The sequence below is a fragment of the Shewanella sp. 10B genome (genome assembly GCF_023475885.1).
Lineage (GTDB): Bacteria > Pseudomonadota > Gammaproteobacteria > Enterobacterales > Shewanellaceae > Shewanella > Shewanella mangrovisoli.
Genome location: NZ_JAMDJO010000001.1, coordinates 1,678,115 through 1,697,106 on the forward strand (window position 1 = coordinate 1,678,115; position 18,992 = coordinate 1,697,106).

Sequence of the window (18,992 nt, forward strand, 5' to 3'; positions counted from 1 at the left end):
TGCCGATTAGCTCCGCTTTTTGAAATCTGGGTTTCAGTATATCGTTACATTAGCATTCTCTTTAGGCTAGACTGATTTTCTAAAACAAATGCCAGAAACAATAACCTGTGCAATTTTAAAAGATAATTAGAAGAGAGGATGCCATGCCGATGACAATGAGTCAGGCGTTTATTGGGAACTTCTTAGGGAATTCTCCTAAGTGGTACAAGATCGCAATACTGTCGTTTTTAATAATCAATCCAATACTCTTTTTCTATGTCAGCCCCTTTGTGGCTGGTTGGGTATTAGTGCTTGAATTTATTTTTACCTTGGCAATGGCGCTAAAATGCTACCCATTACAACCCGGTGGTCTATTAGCGATTGAAGCTGTCGCCATCGGCATGACCTCAGCCAGCCAAGTGCTGCACGAAATTGAAGCGAACCTTGAAGTGCTATTACTGCTGGTATTTATGGTGGCCGGCATTTACTTCATGAAGCAGCTACTGCTGTTTGTGTTCACTAAGATGATCACTAAAGTACGTTCGAAAATCTTAGTGTCTTTGTTGTTCTGTTTGGCTTCCGCCTTCTTATCCGCCTTCTTAGATGCGTTAACTGTTATCGCCGTGATTATCACCGTGGCGGTTGGTTTTTACTCCATCTATCACAAAGTCGCCTCAGGTAAAGATTTCTCGGCCGATCATGACCATACCTCCGAAGGCAAAAATGACGATGGTGAAAATCAGCTCAACGAAGACGAGCTGGAATCCTTCCGTGGTTTCCTACGTAACCTATTGATGCACGCCGGTGTCGGTACTGCATTGGGTGGCGTGTGTACTATGGTGGGTGAGCCGCAAAACTTAATTATTGCAGCTCAAGCAAACTGGCAATTTGGCGAATTTGCGATCCGTATGTCACCTGTGACAGTGCCTGTATTGTTCGCAGGTATCCTCACCTGCTTTATCGTCGAGAAATTCCGTTGGTTTGGTTATGGTGCCCAGCTTCCGGATGCGGTGCATAAAATCCTGTGTGATTACGCCGCCTATGAAGACGCACGTCGTACCAACAAAGACAAGATGAAGCTGGTTATCCAAGCCTTTGTGGGTGTGTGGTTGATTGCGGGTCTCGCGCTGCACTTAGCGTCTGTGGGCTTGATTGGTCTGTCTGTGATCATCTTAACCACGGCCTTTAACGGTATAACCGATGAGCATGCGCTAGGTAAAGCCTTCGAAGAAGCACTGCCCTTTACGGCCTTGTTAGCGGTATTCTTTGCGGTTGTGGCAGTAATTATCGACCAACAACTGTTTGGCCCTGTGATCCAATGGGCACTAAACCATGAAGGTAATACCCAATTAGTGATCTTCTATATCGCTAACGGTTTACTCTCTATGGTCAGTGATAACGTGTTTGTGGGCACGGTTTACATTAACGAAGTCAAAGCCGCCCTGATTAACGGTCAAATTACCCGCGATCAATTCGATCTGTTAGCGGTTGCCATTAACACTGGTACTAACTTGCCTTCGGTGGCAACACCAAACGGTCAAGCCGCATTCCTGTTCTTATTGACCTCGGCCCTTGCACCGCTGATCCGTTTATCCTACGGCAGAATGGTGTGGATGGCATTGCCCTACACTATCGTGCTATCGATTGTGGGCGTGATGGCTATTCAATCGGGCTTCTTAGAGCAGATGACCCAGTACTTCTATGACTCCCATGCAATATTGCACCACAGTGTTAAAGAAGCGTTAGCGCCTGCTGCAGCTCACTAACATAAATATCGGAGTTGACTGAACTTTATGAGTTCAGTAAAGTCAAAAAAACGCCCTACCTTCGAGGGCGTTTTTTGTTGATACGGAGTTCACTTTTGACAGCATTCACTCGCTTTGCCCATTCCCGCGCATCTTGGTTCATTCTCACAGGCTCTGCGATTGCCCTCGAAGCGGCCGCCTTGTATTTCCAATATGTGATGAAGTTAGATCCCTGCGTGATGTGTATCTACCAGCGGCTCGCCGTATTCGGCATTTTGGCATCTGGACTGATTGGTATGACTGCGCCCAAGTTCCTTATCGTTCGCATTCTAGGCGCCATTGGTTGGGCCGTCAGTGCAACCTGGGGGCTAAAACTGGCTTTAGCCTTAGTCGATATGCAGAATAACCCTTCGCCCTTCTCGACTTGCTCATTTTTACCCGAATTTCCAGCTTGGATGCCGCTCCACGAATGGTTCCCATCCGTGATGTTACCAACGGGCATGTGTACCGATGTGCCGTGGCAGTTTATGGGCGTCACCATGGCCGAATGGATGGTGGTAGCCTTTAGTGGTTATCTGGTCGCACTGTTACTGTTTATTGTGCCCATCCTAAGCGGTTCGAATAAACCTTCGCTCTACAAATAATCTTCATAAGTAATCTTCCTAAGGCAGACATAAGGTCTGCCTTATTTTTAACGACCTCTGTCAATATTTATCACCGAAAGCACTGTGCGAACTTTGATTTAAGCCAATGGCAAATAGGCCAAAAAACGCTAAACTGGCTCCATGATAACGGCATTTGGAATGCGTAGAACATGGATAAACGGCCTCTCATTGAGCCTCAAGCACCGTTAACCCAATGGCAAAAGAGCCTGCCGTTTAAACTCAGCCTGATCCAACTGCTGATCGCCAGCATACTGATCTTTAGCACGGCGTGGGTCATTCTCAACATTCAGACCCAACAGATCAGTGAGCAACAAACTCTGCTCAATCAAAACCATGGCCAAATCATCATAGCCAAATTGCAGGAAATGACCTCCCAAGTGGAGAATCAGGTCAATGCCATCAGCCAAATCGCCATGCTATACCGTTATGAGCCCGAGCAGCTCAGTAAGAGCATTCCGGTATTACTCTCGATTGAAAATCAAAAGGCGATTATTTCAGGTGGTGGGATTTGGCCCGAGCCAGGGGCATTTGACCGGCAAAAGTTTCGCGATAGCTTATTCTGGTCACACAATATTCACGGCGAATTAGTCGCCATCAACAGCTATAACGACGACAGCTTTCCAAGCTACCACACCGAAGAATGGTATCGGCCAACCCGCTATTTTCCCGTGGGAAAAATATTTTGGTCTAAATCCTATGTCGACCCGACTACCCATGAACCGATGGTGACTGCATCGGGCGCAATGTGGATGGAACATCAGTTTATTGGGGCGGCCACGACGGATATTAGCCTTGAAAAACTTAGTCAGCTCCTACGCAATACCATGCTCAATGTAAGTGGCTATGTGATAGCCCTCGACCATCAAAACCAAATCTTGGCCTCGCCAAATAGTGACAATTGGCCGCAATCTTCGCAAAATCCACCCCATACGCTACAAACCTTCGACGAGTTAGCAAAAACAGAGACGGCCTTTAGCCCAATCGCCTCGGCACTACATTTAGCCAACCGCAGTTTTATCGAACAAGCCGTGGCTGAGCGCGTATTTACCCAAGAGCAAATGGATAACCTCACCCGCCTAAGCGGGGACAGTGAACGGGAGATGCTCTCTGCCATAGTCAATGACAATGCTAAGAGCCAGTTCTCGAGCCCAAGGCGGATAGCCTCTGTTTCATTGACTATGGACCCCATCCTCAAAGGGCCTTCGCTGGTGTCTGTATTTTTAATGCCCCACACCTACTGGAAAATTCTCGTCGTCACACCCATAGCCCCCTTACAGGACACGGCCAAAAAACTTATCGAAAAAGTCGGGCTCTCCCTAGTGTTAATTCAGATGCTCGGCCTTATCCTGCTGTTTTTGCTGCAACATCGACTGATTATCGCCCCCATTATGGAGATGGTGCAGGCACTCAAACGCAATGATTCGGCCTCTATCGAATTAAAAGCCAAGGAGCGACATGATGAGGTCGGCCTGCTCGCAAAAAGCTTTTTATCCCGCACCCAACAGCTTGAAGTCGCCATGGCCAGTTTAGACGCCAGTAATCTCGCGCTCGAGCAGCAATTGTTAACCCAACAGCATTTTCAGCAGGAGTTGAGTCAGCGCAAAGAGCAATTAAGATCCCTGCTCGACTTCTCCTCCACCATCATTTATATCAAAGACTTAAATGGCAGATACACCTTAGTGAACAACAAATACTGCGAAGTTTTAGGGATTGAGCGGCGCAAAATCATCGGAGCCACGGACTTTGATCTGTTCCCAAACTCACTCGCACAGCAGTATCAACAGAACGACCAAAGGGTCACCCATAGCCACGAGGCCCTGCATTTCGAAGAAGTCATTCCCTCTCTTCGAGGCGAACTTATCTATCAAATGAGTAAATTCGACATTCGCGACGATGAGGATAATTCCTTGGGCGTCGGCGCCATTGGCTTTAATGTGGATTTGAGAAAACGCCAAGAAAAAGAACAAGAAAAGCTGCTGCAAGCGCAATTAAGCCTGCTTAAAGAGCAGCAGCACAAGACCCAACTCTCGCAGCAAGAAAACAGTCAGCTCAGGGAACAACTCGCGGCGATTCAAGATGAGATCAATCAGCAAATCCAACTCAACTTGAGCAAACAGCAAAGTCAGAAACTGATGCAGAACTTCCTAGCCGATGTCATGAGCCAAATGATGCTCGAGCAGGACAAACTCCTCGCTCAGATCTGCCAAGTGCGCAGTAAAGAGGATGACAGCCATCAAACCCAAGTGGTGCAGCTGATGAGCCAGCAGGCGGCGAGACTCAGGCACATATCGCAGCTGTTTACCGATCAGCATAGTGAGATACGCCCGCTGCATTTAGCCCAGTTTATCAATCAATTACTGAGCTTATTGCAGCCACAATTGTTGAAAACTCAGGTTAAGGTCAAGCTAGAGTGCGACGAGCAATTGGTGATAGATGGTAATGCCTGGCAATATTTGCAATTTTTCTATCGGCTTTTCAACAACACCTTGCACCATGCCTTTAAAGAGCATAATCAAGACAGAACCTTAGTGTTAACACTCGAGAAAAAAGACGGTGAGTTGTACATGCAGCTTAAGGACAATGGTGTTGGGATACCAATTGCACACCTTGAGCAGCTAAGACAGGAAATGCAACAAAACCAATGTATTGGCACACTGACTTGCATTAATCTTTGGATAAAAGAAGAATTACATGGCGAGCTGGCGGTAGAGAGTGAGCTCAATCGTGGCACTCTGATTGAGTGCCACTGGCCATTATCTGCGATATAGCCACGGCTATAGGCAAACCGATTGAGAGAAACTAATCGCTCGACTTATCGAGGGTCACATCCACCAGATAATGGCCCTGTAGCCAGTTACGTCCAATCAAGAGTTTATTGGACATCTGACTGCGGTCCTTAAGATTCACTTTGACGGGATACTCCAATCCCGGCTCACCTAAGGTCAATTCGACCATATAACGTACTTCACTCCCCTGCGCGTTACGGATAAGCGAGGTATCGACAATCCGTGCCCTTAACCGCTTTTCCTCACCACGCTCATTTTCGGTGGTGAAATTGAGCCACTTACCGATGTTGTTATCCATATTGGTAGGATCTTCATCGTCAATCTTGAGATCAATCGCATGCAGGGAATTTTCAACCGCGCCGGTATCGATGCGTGTTTTAAAGGTCAATTCCGCCTCTTTCACATTGATAAAAGCCGTCGGGCCAATCAGACGTTTCTCGGCCACATCGACAACATAACGTCCCGCTAACCAATTACGGCCGATCAGTAATTTGTAATCCATATGGCTTCGGTCACGTAGGTTAACGGCAACCAGACGATGCTGGCCCTCAAAACCAATATCTAACTCCACCAGATAGCGCACTTCACTGCCTTGGGCGTTATTCACTGTGGTGGTCTTTAGGATTTTCGCCGCTAAGCGCCGCTGCTCGCCCGCCTCATTTTCGGTGGTAAAGTGTAGTGTTTTACCTATGTTGTCCTGCATCTTGTCGGATGCACCGCCTTCAACTTGCAGATCGATGGCATGCAAGGAGGTGTTCGCCGCGCCCGTATCAATTCTTGCCTGAAAATCCAGTTGTGCGGCGATGAGGCGCATCTTCTCCGACTGACCAATTATCGCCTTAGCGTCAGAAGATACCACGCTCTTAGCTGTCGTTTGCGCCTCTTCGCTGACTTTGTCGCAACCTACAAGACTCAAGCTTACGAAAATGGCGCCTAGCAATAATGTGGTGCCGCGACCGACACTTTGATGTTGTAACATCCTCACTCCTTATCTGAACGATGACGGGTCAGCCACATTGAGTCCCCATCACCTTGGTCGATGTTGGGGCTAGTGATAGCACAAAAGCACAGGAAAAGAGCCGAAAAACACTAAGCTGGGGGCAAATACAGCATTTAAGCCAATGAATAAATAAGGAATAGTCACAAGTTAACACACTATGGTTACAGCCGTTACACCTCTGCCACTTTCGCTTCGTCTAACCAAGCCTTCGCTAGCGCGCGCTCATGTTCGCTAAAAACCTTCACCGGACAGGGCAACATAAAAGCCAGTGTATTGACCATTGCACCAAGGCTTTGCATGTCCGCAATCATCACCACCCGCGAGAAATCACTAAAATGAAACACACTGAGTAAAGCATCATCCCAGAGTGCACCTACGGTTATGCCAATAAAGTCTGGGCTGAACTCGTACCATAAGCGAAGGCTTGCATGATCCTGCAACTTAGCCTCAATTGCGGGCAGCAGTAAGGCTTCGATATCTTCATGGGTGACTTTGCCCGACACCACTATGGTCAGCATATCTTCGGCATAGCTTGGACGTATGGTTAGCATCATGCATCTCCCTTTACAGCGCACTAGAAAATACGGCTATAGAGTAAAGATATACCCTGTAAATGAAGATGCTTGAAAAGTGGGAATTATTTTACTCAAACTTGGGGGAACCTGATGCGATAGCGGGTGTTATACGAAGTGAAATGGTATGATTTGCAAAGGTTACGCACGAGCATAACACTATGCACGTTAGGTGAAGCTCCATTAACTTCGCGCCTTTAAGACCTGAGCGAAGCATCGACTGGCGACACTCAAAAATTCACTAAGCCTATGCAATAAGCTCGATATCAAGTAATGATGGGGATAACTAACGAATAGATAGGACTAACCCAAGTAACAAGGTTAATCCTAAGGTTAAGCTTAGGCGAAGGTATTACACATGGACTTGGATTTTCGCGATTTCTTGATCGAATAGATTCTTGATAAGGCCTGAAAACTCAGTGATAAAAAGCGTCTGCTCTGGCGTGGCTCTATGATTTGCCACTGAGGCTAAGATTTCCTCAAGATCGTACACAATCGCATCGACCTCACGGATAATGGTGTTGCGTTCGGCAAAAGAGAGGGAAGGATTTTGGCCACAAACCATAATAATCTGTGCGGATAATTGCTCTTCGAACAACTCCATCACAGTATCATCGGACACATTTTGGGTATCAGGCGTTTCGAACAAGCCAAGATGCTCAGTCAAATACTGGATCAAATGCATGTAACCGTCTTTATCTGTGACCATTTTTTACCCTTCACACACCAAAATCTATCGCCAAAGGCGACACTGAAAAAACAAAACCCACCTATAAAGTGGTCGATATAAAGATTTACACGTCAGCCACTCACTAACCATATCTCGAACTGGAGAGCTGACGTATTGATCTAAGCCAATCTTATCGCTGTTACTTTGTTAAGGTTAGTACAAACGACACAGGAACGGCTTGGCTAATACTAGATAAACCCGCGATATCACGCAATTTATCCACACCCGAGACCAAATCGAATTCGTTAGCATTGACTATTATCGGCTGAAAACTGCTAACCATCAGTTTATTATCAGATACTTTGGTTAAAATTACCGAAAAAGTTTTCGTTTGTTGCTTGCCATGGAGGGAAATTTTCCCATCGATGTCAGTAACCTTAGACTCACCCACGGCAAGATCTTTCAGCATCTTGGTATCCACCTGCGAGCTTAATTTCAAATCGGGATACAAGGACACTTCAAACAACAGGTTTTGCATACGCTCATCGCGCACTTCGATACCTGTCGCCACGCTCATCAGTGGAATGGTTAATTCAAATTGACCATTATCTTTAAGTACACCATTGAGTTGCTTAAAGTGGTGAACTTCAGCGATATCACCCTTTTTTACCGATACAAAACTGACCCGAGAATCCTGCTCTATCACTTGCCACTGGGCCGCACAACTAAAACTAACCAGCGTCGATAATGCCGCGATTCCTATCCATTTTTTCATTGTATCTATCCTCAATCAGTGAGTTTAAAGGCAAGACAGTTACCCGATAACACGCGCGTAACCGCCAAATCACTCAGACAATCTGTGACAAAGATCACCTAAGTCTCGCTAAAGATACTCTTTTTCTTAATTAGCGACCAGTTAACTATCGTTAAACTCGCACCAGCCACTTATCTAAACTATTGGCAAAAGTCTGTTTATCCGCCGCCGATAACGCATCTGGGCCACCGGTGTGCACGCCCGATGAACGTAAATCTTCCATAAAATCGCGCATCGTCAGTTTTTGGCGAATATTGTCAGTGGTGTAGAGTTTGCCGCGGGGATTGAGCGCTAGCGCACCCTTTTCAATCACTTGCGCCGCTAACGGGATATCGGCGGTGATCACTAAATGCGTGGGCTCAACATGGTCGACAATGTATTGATCTGCCACATCAAAGCCTGAGCCGACACGCACTTGACTGATATAGGGTGATGGCGGCACCCGCAATATTTGGTTCGCCACCAACACTAATGGCAGTGATTTACGCTCAGCCGCGCGAAATAAAATCTCTTTAATCGGGTTTGGGCAGGCATCGGCATCGACCCAAATCTTATACTGTCCCACGCTTACGCTCCTAAAGACCATTAAGGTGCTAAACGGTCAATGACCCATGCATTCGCTTGGCGAGTGTAGAGGAAGCGATCGTGCAGTCTGTGCTCCCCGCCCTGCCAAAACTCGATACTCGAGGGTTTAACCAAGTAGCCGCCCCAAAAACTTGGTAATGGCACATCGCCCTTGGCAAATTTGGCTTTCATCTCAAAGAACTTACCTTCGAGTACTTGTCGCGCGCTCAGTTTACTCGACTGCTGTGACACCCAAGCGGCAATCTGGCTATCCTTGGGACGGGTCATAAAGTATTTCAGTACTTCGGCGGTAGAGAGTGGCTGCGCCTCACCGAGAATCGATACTTGGCGTTCAATCGGATGCCAAGGGAAATGCAAACTCACTTTATTGTTGATTGCGATCTGCTGCGCCTTACGACTGCCTAGATTAGTGAAGAACACAAATCCCGTGTCATCGAAGCGCTTTAATAGCACGATCCGCTGGTAGGGCTGACCATGCTCATCGACTGTGGCAACACACATCGCAGTGGGATCGCTGAGCTGCGCATCGCGAGCTTGCGTCATCCATAACTCGAATAGCTGCATGGGATTTTGAGGTAAATCGGCGCGTCTTAAGCCGCCTTTGGTGTATTCGCGGCGAATATCACTGAGATCTGTCATAGGGTTTCCTTTTACAAGCGCACAATGATTGCCATCGGTGCAATCCGCTGATAAAGCAAGTTTACCATGCCTTACTCGCAATTCGCTGCTCTGTTATTAAGCCATCAATAAAAAAGCCAAGGCAGTAAACCTTAGCTTTTTAATTGATAATCCAGCGCTTAAGCAAGGTACTGAGATAGTACTGAGAGTACTGAGATAGTACTAAGATGAACTAAAGCAACGCAGGCAAAACTCACCAAGGTATGCCACTACATAAACTCGGGCTGTAACACTTGGGTTTTAAGCTGTTGGTAATGACTAAAGGTGATCTCCCCTCCAGATGCTGTGGTGACCACGGCTTGGCCAAGACACAGATGCTCTGGGAATCCCGCGGTAAGGATAGGTTGATTAAAACTAATCAAATCCCAACTGATTGGAGAGAATAAATCCACTAGCCGCGCCACGACGGGCTGGGGGTAAGTCGCTAAATCGAGATTAGACTCGAAGCTCACATAGGAATGCTCCCCTTGCCCTAGAGATGGCGTGATATGCAAGGTAACATAGTCTGTCCCACGTATCGCATTCAGCGAAAACCCAGCAGGCTGAAAACAGTGCATATCGAACTGAAAATCGCCGAAAAGTTGCTGAAATCCAAGCCGCTGATAAATCCCCAGCTCAGTTTGTGTCGGCAGCTTGAGATAATCGGCAAGTTCGCCACGGATGTGGTACATCATCAATTCAAGGCAAGTCTCGGTTGAGGATACAGTTTGCTTGTCAGTGCTAAACAGACCGTCAGAGCAAAACAGATTGTCAGTACAAAACAGATAGTGGTGATGTGAGTCTAAATGGCCCACACGAAAGGCTTTGCCAGGGATCAGGGGCCGCAATTTCGCGATATCATCCGCAAAACTGGTGCTTTGTCGCTGGGCTTGGTATTCATTCTTGCGCTGATAACAGAGCTCGGCGATGTGCTCCACACCTAAGGCGTTGATAAAATGGCAGGCCGCATCTACTAAGGTGCTATTACCGCAGGTGAGCAGCAGAATTTTATCATCCCAGACGAACAGACTGGATTCACTCAGCAGATAGGCATCGCAGGCAGGATTACTGATTGTGGACAGGATTTCCGCATTGGCGCAGGCCACTAAGGTTGACCAAAAGCCGTATTCTAGTTGGCGTAGTGACACCATCTTGGGAGTGAGTCTGATCTCAAGCTTTTTTTCCGCGCCTTCAAAAAACATCAAGCCGTTCGCCTCATCTTATCCCTGTGTTTGGGCATCTATTGGTATTGCAGTCATTCATGCTTCACTGGCAACGCTGAATTAAGTGAACGCACGCATTTTAAGACTGGTACCCCATCAATTTCGCGCGGTTATTTTTACACGACTGACGCCGCAATAAAACCACCGAGCTTGCTTTTACAAGATTCCAGCCTTACAAAGCACTCACGCTTATAACTCGCTAGCAAAAACAATAGGCTATAAAAAACAAAAGTCAGCCTAAGTGTCCCTAGGCTGACTTTTTTAACACACTCAATATTAAGAAAAATCTTCTAAATAAGTGTAACCTTTTAGGCCCACTTGCAGTTCTTCTAAAATCTGGGCGCGTTCTTCTTCGGCAATGTGCTGATTCACTAACTCTTCGTAAGTACGCATAAAGTCAACGGCATCTAAGTTAACATAACGCAGTACGTCAGCAACCGTATCACCGGCAAGAACCGACTCAATGTTGGTCATACCGTTCTCTTCGATGCTGACCACCGCAGAGTTAGTATCACCAAACAGGTTGTGCATATCACCTAAGATCTCTTGATAGGCGCCGACCATAAAGAAGCCCATCAGATAAGGACTTTCAGCGCTCCAAGCCGGTACTGGCAGTGTGGTTTCAATCCCTTGACCGTCTACGTATTGGTCAACAATACCGTCAGAGTCACAGGTGATGTCCAGCATCACGGCGCGGCGCTCTGGCGCCTTGTCTAAACCTGACAGAGGCAGCACAGGGAACACCTGATCGATACCCCAAGCATCCGGTAACGATTGGAATAATGAGAAGTTAACGAAGAACTTATCGGCTAACTTTTCGTTCAACTCATCGATAATCGGTCTGTGGTAACGGTTTTTGGTGCTTAACAAACCTTGCACTTCGTGGCATACACGCAGGTTAGCCTGCTCAGCCCAGGCACGTTCTGCCAAGCTTAATTGGCCCAAGGCAAACAGCGATTGTGCTTCTTGCAGGTCACTTTGGCTATCGTGGTAAATCTCAATCAAAGCACGTTGATCGGCGCGGCCGCTGATCTCGGTCCAAGATTGCCACATGTTATGCAGCAGCTGTGGCGACTCTTCCGCAGGCGGCTGAATTTCTTCGACTTGATAAGCTTCAGTACCAATCACATCGGTGATCAACACAGCATGGTGCGCCGTTAAGTGACGGCCAGATTCTGAAATAATACGTGGCATAGGTTGCTCGTATTCATTACAGATATCGGTAAGCACGTTGACGATGTTGTTCGCGTATTCGCTTAAGCCATAGTTCATTGAGTTGTTACTTTGGCTACGGGTGCCGTCGTAATCCACCGCTAAACCACCGCCGACGTCGAAGCAGTTAATGCTGGCGCCTAACTCACGTAATTCACAGTAGAAACGCGCCGCTTCGCTCACACCTTGACGAATATCGCGGATGTTGGCGATTTGCGAGCCTAAGTGGAAGTGCAGTAACTGCAGAGAATCTAACATATCCTCTTGTTTTAACTGATCAACCACGGTAAGAATTTGCGCTGCTGATAAACCGAATTTCGATTTTTCACCGCCACTGGCTTGCCACTTGCCTTTACCTTGGAATGCAAGGCGAGCACGTAGACCTAAGCGAGGTTTCACACCTAGACGCTTAGACTCGGCCAGCACCATCTTCAACTCAGACAGTTTTTCTAAAACGATGTAGACCTTATGGCCTAACTTTTCACCAATTAAGGCTAAACGAATGTATTCGTTATCTTTGTAACCATTACAAACGATCACTGAACTGGCTTTTTGCGCCATGGCCAACACGGCCATTAATTCTGGCTTACTGCCAGCTTCTAGGCCTAATTGTGGAACTTCTTTTGATGCTTGGCTCGCAAGGATCTCTTCTACCACAGTTTTTTGTTGGTTTACTTTAATGGGGTAAACCAGCAAATAGTCCGCCTGATACTCATATTTTTGTATCGCTTGGTCGAATGCTTGGCACAAACTGTTCACTCTGTGGTGCAGAATTTGCGGGAAACGAACTAATACAGGTAAAGCGACCCCTGCTTTAACCATGTCTTTTGCTAGCTCATTTAAGCCAATCTTGTGATCAGGATTCTTAGGATCCGGCGACACTGTCACCTCACCTTGGTCGCTGATCCCATAAAACCCTTGGCTCCAGTGGGTAACGTTGTACCCAGCACGAGCAGCATCAATAGACCAATCATTCATTTTTATTTAGCCCGTCTATAAAAAAATGGGTTAAACGGCCACTGCATTCTTGCACGACCGCCCGTTCGACAAACCCAGGTAAAACAAATATTTACCTGACATACAATTAGGATGAACTCACCCTATTTAATGCAGCAAAATCAACCCAGCTTAGGTGACATTGATGCGTTTTTCCTTAACGCAGCCGGGGTAGACCCCAGATTCTGATTACTTTGGCGATAGTAGGAGACGGCATTCATATCACCCTTTATCGCCAAAGTTTCTCACCAATGGCATTAACCTTAGCGCGCTTTGAGGTTAAAAAACACCCAAAACCCTAACGTTAGGCGTCGCATCACAGCTCAAGACCCAAAATTCACTAACAAGGGGTTTTAAGCATGTCTACAACAACAGGTAACACTAAAGGAACAACATTACATATTAAGCGGCTAGGCAAGACCGAGCGCACCTAATAACAGGCAAGATTATTGTAACAGGGGACTGTTGGCTTCTTCGCGGCCAGAATTGATACGGATTAACGTGAGATGTTTAAGGCTGGTATCGTCATAGGGCACAACGATTGAGCGCTGACATTGTGATGCTTTTAGGCAAAGAGCAAAAAATGGATGCTTGTGCATTAGCTAAACAATTCCTCTTAACCCCATGTAACCATTATAAATTGTACGTTACACGGTTAATGACCTGTGAACCATAAAACCATTACAACTCACGTAATATTTGTCATGTCTGTAACGAGCGAAGTCGTTAAACGGCGCAATTAAACCGCGCAATGTCACAGATTGCAAGCAAGAATCTCATTTAATATTTTTCATTAAAATATAACAAACACCTCATTAACAGAGATGACTGCCTAGCGTAGGGTTAATTTCCATAAATTAATAACTTAGAGAATAATCCTACTTTTAATACGTTCAATATTTTTTAATAGGCTTGCAGAATAAATGGCTAACAATCGCAGCGGCGACATGATTTTTAACGGCTATTAAGCCATTAATCCTAAAGTGGAAACCTAAAAGCCGAACTGGAAGCTGCCGTTTACGGATAAAGCGGTTATAATCACCGCCGAATGACATCTATAGATAGAGAGCTACATGGTACAGATAGGAAAAACCTGCAAACTTGAGGTGGTAAAACAAGTCAGCTTCGGTGTGTATTTAAATGCCCACGAATTTGGCCAAGTGTTACTGCCCAACAAAGCCACCCCAAAAGATTGCCAAGTCGGTGACTGGCTAGAGGTATTTTTATATCTGGACTCTGAAGATATCGTCATTGCCACAACGCGCAAACCGCTTGCGCAAGTCGGTGAGTTTGCCTATCTAAAAGCCGTGGCAACGGGTCCCTACGGGGCATTTTTAGACTGGGGATTAGATAAAGATCTGCTGCTGCCCTTTGGCGAGCAGCATAAACCCATCGAAGAAGGCCGCTCCTACCTCGTTTATGTGCACGTTAACCGCGCGGATGAACGTATTGTCGCCTCATCTAAAATTGATAAGTTCCTCGATAAAACCCCAGCTCACTACGAAGTGGGTCAACAGGTTGACTTATATATCGGTGGCACCACAGATTTAGGCTACAAAGCCATTATTAACCATGCCCATTGGGGCGTGATTTACCAAAATGAAGTGTTCCAAAAGCTGCGTTTTGGCCAAAGGGTTAAAGGTTTTATCAAACAAGTGCGCCGCGATGGCAAAATCGATCTGGTCTTGCAGCAAGGCAGTAAGCAAGAGCTCGATAAGCACGCGCACATTATCTTAGTAAAACTCAAGCAAGCGGGTGGCTTCTTACCGCTGACCGATAAAACCGATGCCGAAGTGATTTACGAGCAACTCGGCATGAGTAAAAAAGCCTTCAAGAAGAGCATCGGCGGCCTGTTTAAAGCGGGCAAATTAAGTATCGACGATGATGGCTTACGCCTGACTGAAGCAGACTGATCAGGCAGAATAGTCAACCGAATACGGGACTTAGCACTCTCTTGCCCCCATGTTCGTGGTTTATTTGTACAAATAGTTTGCCTTAAACCTCAGTTTACCGACAAGCGCTAGGATATTAAGCATGGCTCTGTTATAACAAAGCCATGCTTTTTTCTTTGGAGCTTATATGGAACTCACGTTACACGAAGCCAGAGTTATCGGTTGCCTACTTGAAAAAGAAGTCACCACCCCAGAGCAATACCCGCTTTCACTCAATGCCCTAACCCTCGCCTGTAATCAAAAAACCAGCCGCGATCCCGTATTGGACTTAAGTGAGGCGCAGGTTCAAGATGCCCTCGATTCGTTGAATAAAAAGCGCTTAATCAGCGAGCAATCCGGCTTTGGTAGCCGAGTAGTCAAATATAAGCACAGATTCTGCAACACCGAATTTAGCGAGTTACAACTTTCCAGCGCGGCGGTAGCCATTGTCTGTTTGCTGCTGCTTCGCGGCCCACAAACGCCGGGCGAATTGCGTACCCGCAGCAACAGGCTGCATGACTTTAAAGATGTGCTCGAAGTGGAAGCCTGCATTAAGCAACTGATGGAGCGAGATAACCCCGTGCTAGCTCAACTGCCACGGGAGCCGGGTAAGCGTGAATGCCGTTACACTGAGTTATTCTCCCAAGGTGCTGAGCAAATTAGCGCCGCGTCATTCACCAGTGCCACCAATACAGATGCACACCCGTTAAACGAGCAGGATAGACAACAACTGGAAGCAAGAGTCACGCAGCTTGAAGAGCAAGTGGCTGAACTTAAAGATAAGTTAGACTCGCTTATCGCTTCTTTATCCTAACCGCGCTGCGGACGACTTTCGCGAATGGTCGCTCTTAATGATGACTAACGTGAAAGTTTGTCCGCTCACTCACTGACGAGACAGCGAATGACACCGAACGCTCCCAGTACATTCAACAACATGCTTTTGATCGCTGGCTTTGAATGTCGAAAATTTCTATTTAACCTTCGCGGGATTATCGCCCTGATCGCCTTTGCATTAGTGTGGGGCATACTATTGCTCTACCCCATCCAAGGCGCTTCGACCCTATTGATGCAGCCCAATATCAAAGATTTGATCGACGGTCTCTTAGGCAACCAAGCACTCAATGTACTGTTTGACTGGCCCGTGGCGGAAATGGCTATCTTCTGGTGCTTTGCGCTGTATCTGTTTCCCATGTTCAGTATTTTGATTGCCGCCGATCAGTTTTCCTCAGACAAAACCCGCGGCACATTGCGCTTCTATACCCTAAGAACCAGCAAAGACAGCCTACTCTTCGGCCGCTTCTTGGGGCAAATATTGATCCAAGGCCTCCTGATCTTATTGACCATCCTCGCCACCATTGCGCTGGCACTCACTCGCGATATCGGGTTGTTATTACCTGCATTCACGTCGGGGGCCTTGGTTGGCGTCAACTTGCTTATCGTGATTTTACCCTTTACCGCGGTCATGACCCTATTGTCCCTCTATGCTAACACGGCAAGACAGGCCATGGTGCTCGCCACCATCTTGTGGACGGTCGTCTCAATTGCACTATTGATCTTGGGTAATCAATCCAGCCTATTTGAAGGTTTACAATGGATCTTACCGGGCGCTCAACTGTCGAACATGGTCAACACCAATGGGCTCAATAGCTTTGCCTACGCACCTATTCCCCTATTACAAACCGCATTCGCCCTCTTCCTTGGCCGCGTTTATATCCAAAGGAGTCAACTATGATCCTCATTCAATGCCAAGGGCTGTCCAAACACTATGGCAGTAAAAAAGCGCTCAATAACGTTAACTTAACCCTCGAAGCGGGAGCGCCCATCGCCTTGGTAGGCCCTAACGGTGCAGGTAAAACCACACTGTTTAGCCTGCTCTGCGGTTACCTCACCCCTAGCGCTGGCACAGTGCGTATTCTGGGAGAAGTGCCCAATAGTCCAGCATTATTAGGCCAAATTGCCGCCCTACCACAGGATGCAACGCTCGATCCCAATTTAACCATTATCAGCCAGTTAAGCTTCTTTGCGCGTCTTCAAGGGATGGATAGCAAGCAGGCAAATCAAGAAGCCCTGCGAGTACTGAATTTAGTTGACTTAGCCGAGGTGGCGCAGCAAAAGCCACCGAGTCTAAGCCATGGGATGAGTAAACGTGTGGCGATTGCTCAAGCCTTAATCGGCTCGCCTAAGCTGGTATTACTAGATGAACCCACCGCAGGACTCGATCCCGCCAATGCCAAGAAAATCCGTGAGCTCGTCAGAACGCTTTCGCCCAGTATCACCTTTGTGATCAGCTCACATAACTTGGACGAGCTCGAAAAGCTCTGTGACCAAGTGTTGTATCTAGATAAAGGTGAGTTGGGCCAATCGATTTCGATGCGCTCATCCAATAGCGGTAGTGATTATCTCACCCTCACGATGGAAAGCTGCGACAGTGAAGCGCTGATCCAAGCCGTCAGTCAAATAGCCGGTGTAGTGAATATCACCTCAAAACAAACTCATGTATTTGTGATCCAATTGGATGATACGGCAAATCGCCATTATGAGTTTGAAACCGCCCTACTCGCGCTATTTAAGCAGCAGCATTGGCAATATAAGATGCTGCTGAAAGGACGCACGTTGGAAGAAACGTTATTTTCTTAAGCCCGCGATAATCCTACGTTTAACCCTAACTCTTACAGCGCCCGCAAGGGCGCTTAGTAGACACTGTGTTGTTCATACACAGCGAAAGCAAGCCATTTGCTTACACCCTATCAAAGATGGAATAGTCGTAACTATCAGTGTTAAAACGCTTTATTGTTTCACGTCCACCTTAGCGCTAAACGCCACAGGGCAACTTAAGGCACTAACGCTGTTTATATGAAGAGTATTTCCGCTTCACAAGAAAAGCTTGCCACCACTAACCAATAAAGCAGCAGTTAAGCCGCTTTGGTAAAGCTAGGCTTTCAATCTGATCCCGAGCTTGTTATAACTCCCCCTTCCTGCTCTTTCGCTGAATTCAGAGGTTTCAATGAACAAAGCACAACTTATCCAACGTATCGCCACTTCGCTTGAACAGTCCCAGGCCAGCACTAAACCTGTTGTCGAACAAATCCTGCAACAGATCCATATCGCCTTAAGCGAAGGTGAGAAAGTCTTCCTGCCGCAATTCGGCACCTTTGAATTACGTTATCATTTACCTAAATCGGGTCGGAACCCACAAACTGGCGAGACGATGGAGATTGCAGGCTTTAATCAGCCAAGCTTTAAGGCGTCGACAGCGCTAAAACAAGCGATAAATGAATAGTATTGTGGATGTGTAAAATTGCCTCGTGAAAACCACGGGGCTTTTTTATGGGTCAAGGTTAACGATATTACTTTGGCAAGGAGGAAGATGCTCCTGCTGAGTTTGACACTATCAAGTTCAGAGCGCAGAAATAAGAAGATTACAAGGTCAGACTAGAGCCTGTAATAAAAGTGGCTGACAGAGCACCAGAGGCTATAGATGAGAAGATAAAAAGTCGCTGTAAAACAAAACGAAAATATCAATGCTGTGAATGCAAAAAAGCCTCGACTGATGTCGAGGCTTATTTACTATTCACTAAGAATAATGGTACCCGAGGCCAGACTTGAACTGGCACGCTGTTACCAGCGAGGGATTTTAAATCCCTTGTGTCTACCGATTCCACCACTCGGGCAAACTCTGAATATCGTAAGCACAGCTATTGATATTGTTAACTCTTTGCTTCGTTATTTTACTTATATTTCAAAAATATAAGCAACGAAGTTTAACGCTTCAGCTCGCTTTAAGCTGTCACCATTATAATAATGGTACCCGAGGCCAGACTTGAACTGGCACGCTGTTACCAGCGAGGGATTTTAAATCCCTTGTGTCTACCGATTCCACCACTCGGGCAAACTCTTTATATTAACGACGGGAATCGTGTCATTAATATCTTAATTATGGAGGCGCGACCCGGAGTCGAACCGAGATCGACGGATTTGCAATCCGCAGCATAGCCATTCTGCCATCGCGCCATCTTTCCAATCATTAAGATTGGAGCGACATATCGGGTTCGAACCGATGACCTATACCTTGGCAAGGTATCGCTCTACCAACTGAGCTAATGTCGCATTTCGATTTCACACTTACTCAAAAAACAAGGCATCGTATCCACCTTACC

The 18,992-nt window shown here is 46.6% G+C and carries 17 protein-coding genes and 4 tRNA genes; 8 read left to right on the forward strand and 13 right to left on the reverse strand.

Annotated features, from left to right (window positions below):
• Positions 1 to 143 precede the first annotated feature (143 nt).
• The 3 genes from nhaB (at position 144) to M0415_RS07180 (ending at position 5,157) form a co-directional block, all read left to right on the forward strand.
• Positions 144 to 1,745 carry a sodium/proton antiporter NhaB gene (gene nhaB, locus M0415_RS07170; RefSeq protein ID WP_011716670.1) on the forward strand — a complete coding sequence of 534 codons (1,602 nt, stop codon included), beginning with the start codon at positions 144 to 146 and terminating at the stop codon, positions 1,743 to 1,745.
• A gap of 95 nt (positions 1,746 to 1,840) precedes the next feature.
• Entirely contained in the window at positions 1,841 to 2,368 is a 528-nt protein-coding gene (dsbB, locus tag M0415_RS07175) for a disulfide bond formation protein DsbB (RefSeq protein WP_011716669.1), read from the forward strand.
• A gap of 170 nt (positions 2,369 to 2,538) precedes the next feature.
• Entirely contained in the window at positions 2,539 to 5,157 is a 2,619-nt protein-coding gene (locus M0415_RS07180; protein WP_249554710.1) for a PAS domain-containing protein, read from the forward strand.
• A gap of 31 nt (positions 5,158 to 5,188) precedes the next feature.
• On the opposite strand, the gene M0415_RS07185 is transcribed toward M0415_RS07180, so the two are convergent.
• From M0415_RS07185 to M0415_RS07225, 9 genes are all read right to left on the reverse strand, one after another.
• Positions 5,189 to 6,154: a putative ATP-dependent zinc protease gene (locus M0415_RS07185; protein WP_249554707.1), complete on the reverse strand. Its 966-nt coding sequence runs from the start codon at positions 6,152 to 6,154 to the stop codon at positions 5,189 to 5,191.
• Between the two features lie 191 nt (positions 6,155 to 6,345).
• On the reverse strand, positions 6,346 to 6,726 hold the full coding sequence (locus M0415_RS07190; protein ID WP_249556590.1) for a SpoIIAA family protein: 381 nt from the start codon (positions 6,724 to 6,726) through the stop codon (positions 6,346 to 6,348).
• Positions 6,727 to 7,099: 373 nt separating this feature from the next.
• Positions 7,100 to 7,456, reverse strand: a complete 357-nt coding sequence (locus M0415_RS07195; RefSeq protein ID WP_011716665.1) for a DUF3802 family protein — start codon at positions 7,454 to 7,456, stop codon at positions 7,100 to 7,102.
• A gap of 160 nt (positions 7,457 to 7,616) precedes the next feature.
• The gene (locus tag M0415_RS07200; RefSeq protein ID WP_249554705.1) at positions 7,617 to 8,192 is read right to left on the reverse strand and encodes a YceI family protein; all 576 of its coding nucleotides are present in this window, start codon (positions 8,190 to 8,192) and stop codon (positions 7,617 to 7,619) included.
• A 151-nt stretch (positions 8,193 to 8,343) separates the two neighbouring features.
• Entirely contained in the window at positions 8,344 to 8,796 is a 453-nt protein-coding gene (locus tag M0415_RS07205; RefSeq protein WP_249554703.1) for a YaiI/YqxD family protein, read from the reverse strand.
• Between the two features lie 20 nt (positions 8,797 to 8,816).
• Complete coding sequence (gene pdxH, locus M0415_RS07210) at positions 8,817 to 9,455, reverse strand: pyridoxamine 5'-phosphate oxidase (protein ID WP_249554701.1); 639 nt, start codon at positions 9,453 to 9,455, stop codon at positions 8,817 to 8,819.
• Positions 9,456 to 9,703: 248 nt separating this feature from the next.
• Positions 9,704 to 10,675, reverse strand: a complete 972-nt coding sequence (locus M0415_RS07215; RefSeq protein WP_249556589.1) for an S-adenosylmethionine decarboxylase proenzyme — start codon at positions 10,673 to 10,675, stop codon at positions 9,704 to 9,706.
• Between the two features lie 297 nt (positions 10,676 to 10,972).
• Positions 10,973 to 12,886 carry a biosynthetic arginine decarboxylase gene (speA, locus tag M0415_RS07220; RefSeq protein WP_011716660.1) on the reverse strand — a complete coding sequence of 638 codons (1,914 nt, stop codon included), beginning with the start codon at positions 12,884 to 12,886 and terminating at the stop codon, positions 10,973 to 10,975.
• 464 nt (positions 12,887 to 13,350) lie between these two features.
• A complete protein-coding gene (locus M0415_RS07225; protein WP_011071981.1) occupies positions 13,351 to 13,503 on the reverse strand; it encodes a hypothetical protein in 153 nt (50 codons plus the stop codon).
• A gap of 474 nt (positions 13,504 to 13,977) precedes the next feature.
• Between M0415_RS07225 and M0415_RS07230 the strand changes: the two genes are divergently transcribed.
• From M0415_RS07230 to M0415_RS07250, 5 genes are all read left to right on the forward strand, one after another.
• Positions 13,978 to 14,817 carry a CvfB family protein gene (locus M0415_RS07230; protein ID WP_249554699.1) on the forward strand — a complete coding sequence of 280 codons (840 nt, stop codon included), beginning with the start codon at positions 13,978 to 13,980 and terminating at the stop codon, positions 14,815 to 14,817.
• 166 nt (positions 14,818 to 14,983) lie between these two features.
• Positions 14,984 to 15,649 (forward strand): YceH family protein, encoded by a 666-nt coding sequence (locus M0415_RS07235; RefSeq protein ID WP_249554697.1) that lies wholly within the window; start codon positions 14,984 to 14,986, stop codon positions 15,647 to 15,649.
• A gap of 87 nt (positions 15,650 to 15,736) precedes the next feature.
• Positions 15,737 to 16,567, forward strand: coding sequence for an ABC transporter permease subunit (locus M0415_RS07240; RefSeq protein WP_249554695.1), 831 nt, complete (start codon positions 15,737 to 15,739; stop codon positions 16,565 to 16,567).
• Positions 16,564 to 17,472, forward strand: a complete 909-nt coding sequence (locus tag M0415_RS07245) for an ABC transporter ATP-binding protein (protein WP_249554694.1) — start codon at positions 16,564 to 16,566, stop codon at positions 17,470 to 17,472. Before M0415_RS07240 ends, M0415_RS07245 begins: the two co-directional genes overlap by 4 nt.
• Before the next feature lie 367 nt (positions 17,473 to 17,839).
• Entirely contained in the window at positions 17,840 to 18,115 is a 276-nt protein-coding gene (locus M0415_RS07250; RefSeq protein ID WP_249554692.1) for an HU family DNA-binding protein, read from the forward strand.
• A 304-nt stretch (positions 18,116 to 18,419) separates the two neighbouring features.
• On the opposite strand, the gene M0415_RS07255 is transcribed toward M0415_RS07250, so the two are convergent.
• From M0415_RS07255 to M0415_RS07270, 4 genes are all read right to left on the reverse strand, one after another.
• Positions 18,420 to 18,506 (reverse strand) — tRNA-Leu (locus M0415_RS07255).
• A gap of 131 nt (positions 18,507 to 18,637) precedes the next feature.
• Positions 18,638 to 18,724 (reverse strand) — tRNA-Leu (locus M0415_RS07260).
• 48 nt (positions 18,725 to 18,772) lie between these two features.
• Positions 18,773 to 18,846, reverse strand: a tRNA-Cys gene (locus M0415_RS07265).
• A 20-nt stretch (positions 18,847 to 18,866) separates the two neighbouring features.
• Positions 18,867 to 18,942 (reverse strand) — tRNA-Gly (locus M0415_RS07270).
• Between the last annotated feature and the right edge of the window lie 50 nt (positions 18,943 to 18,992).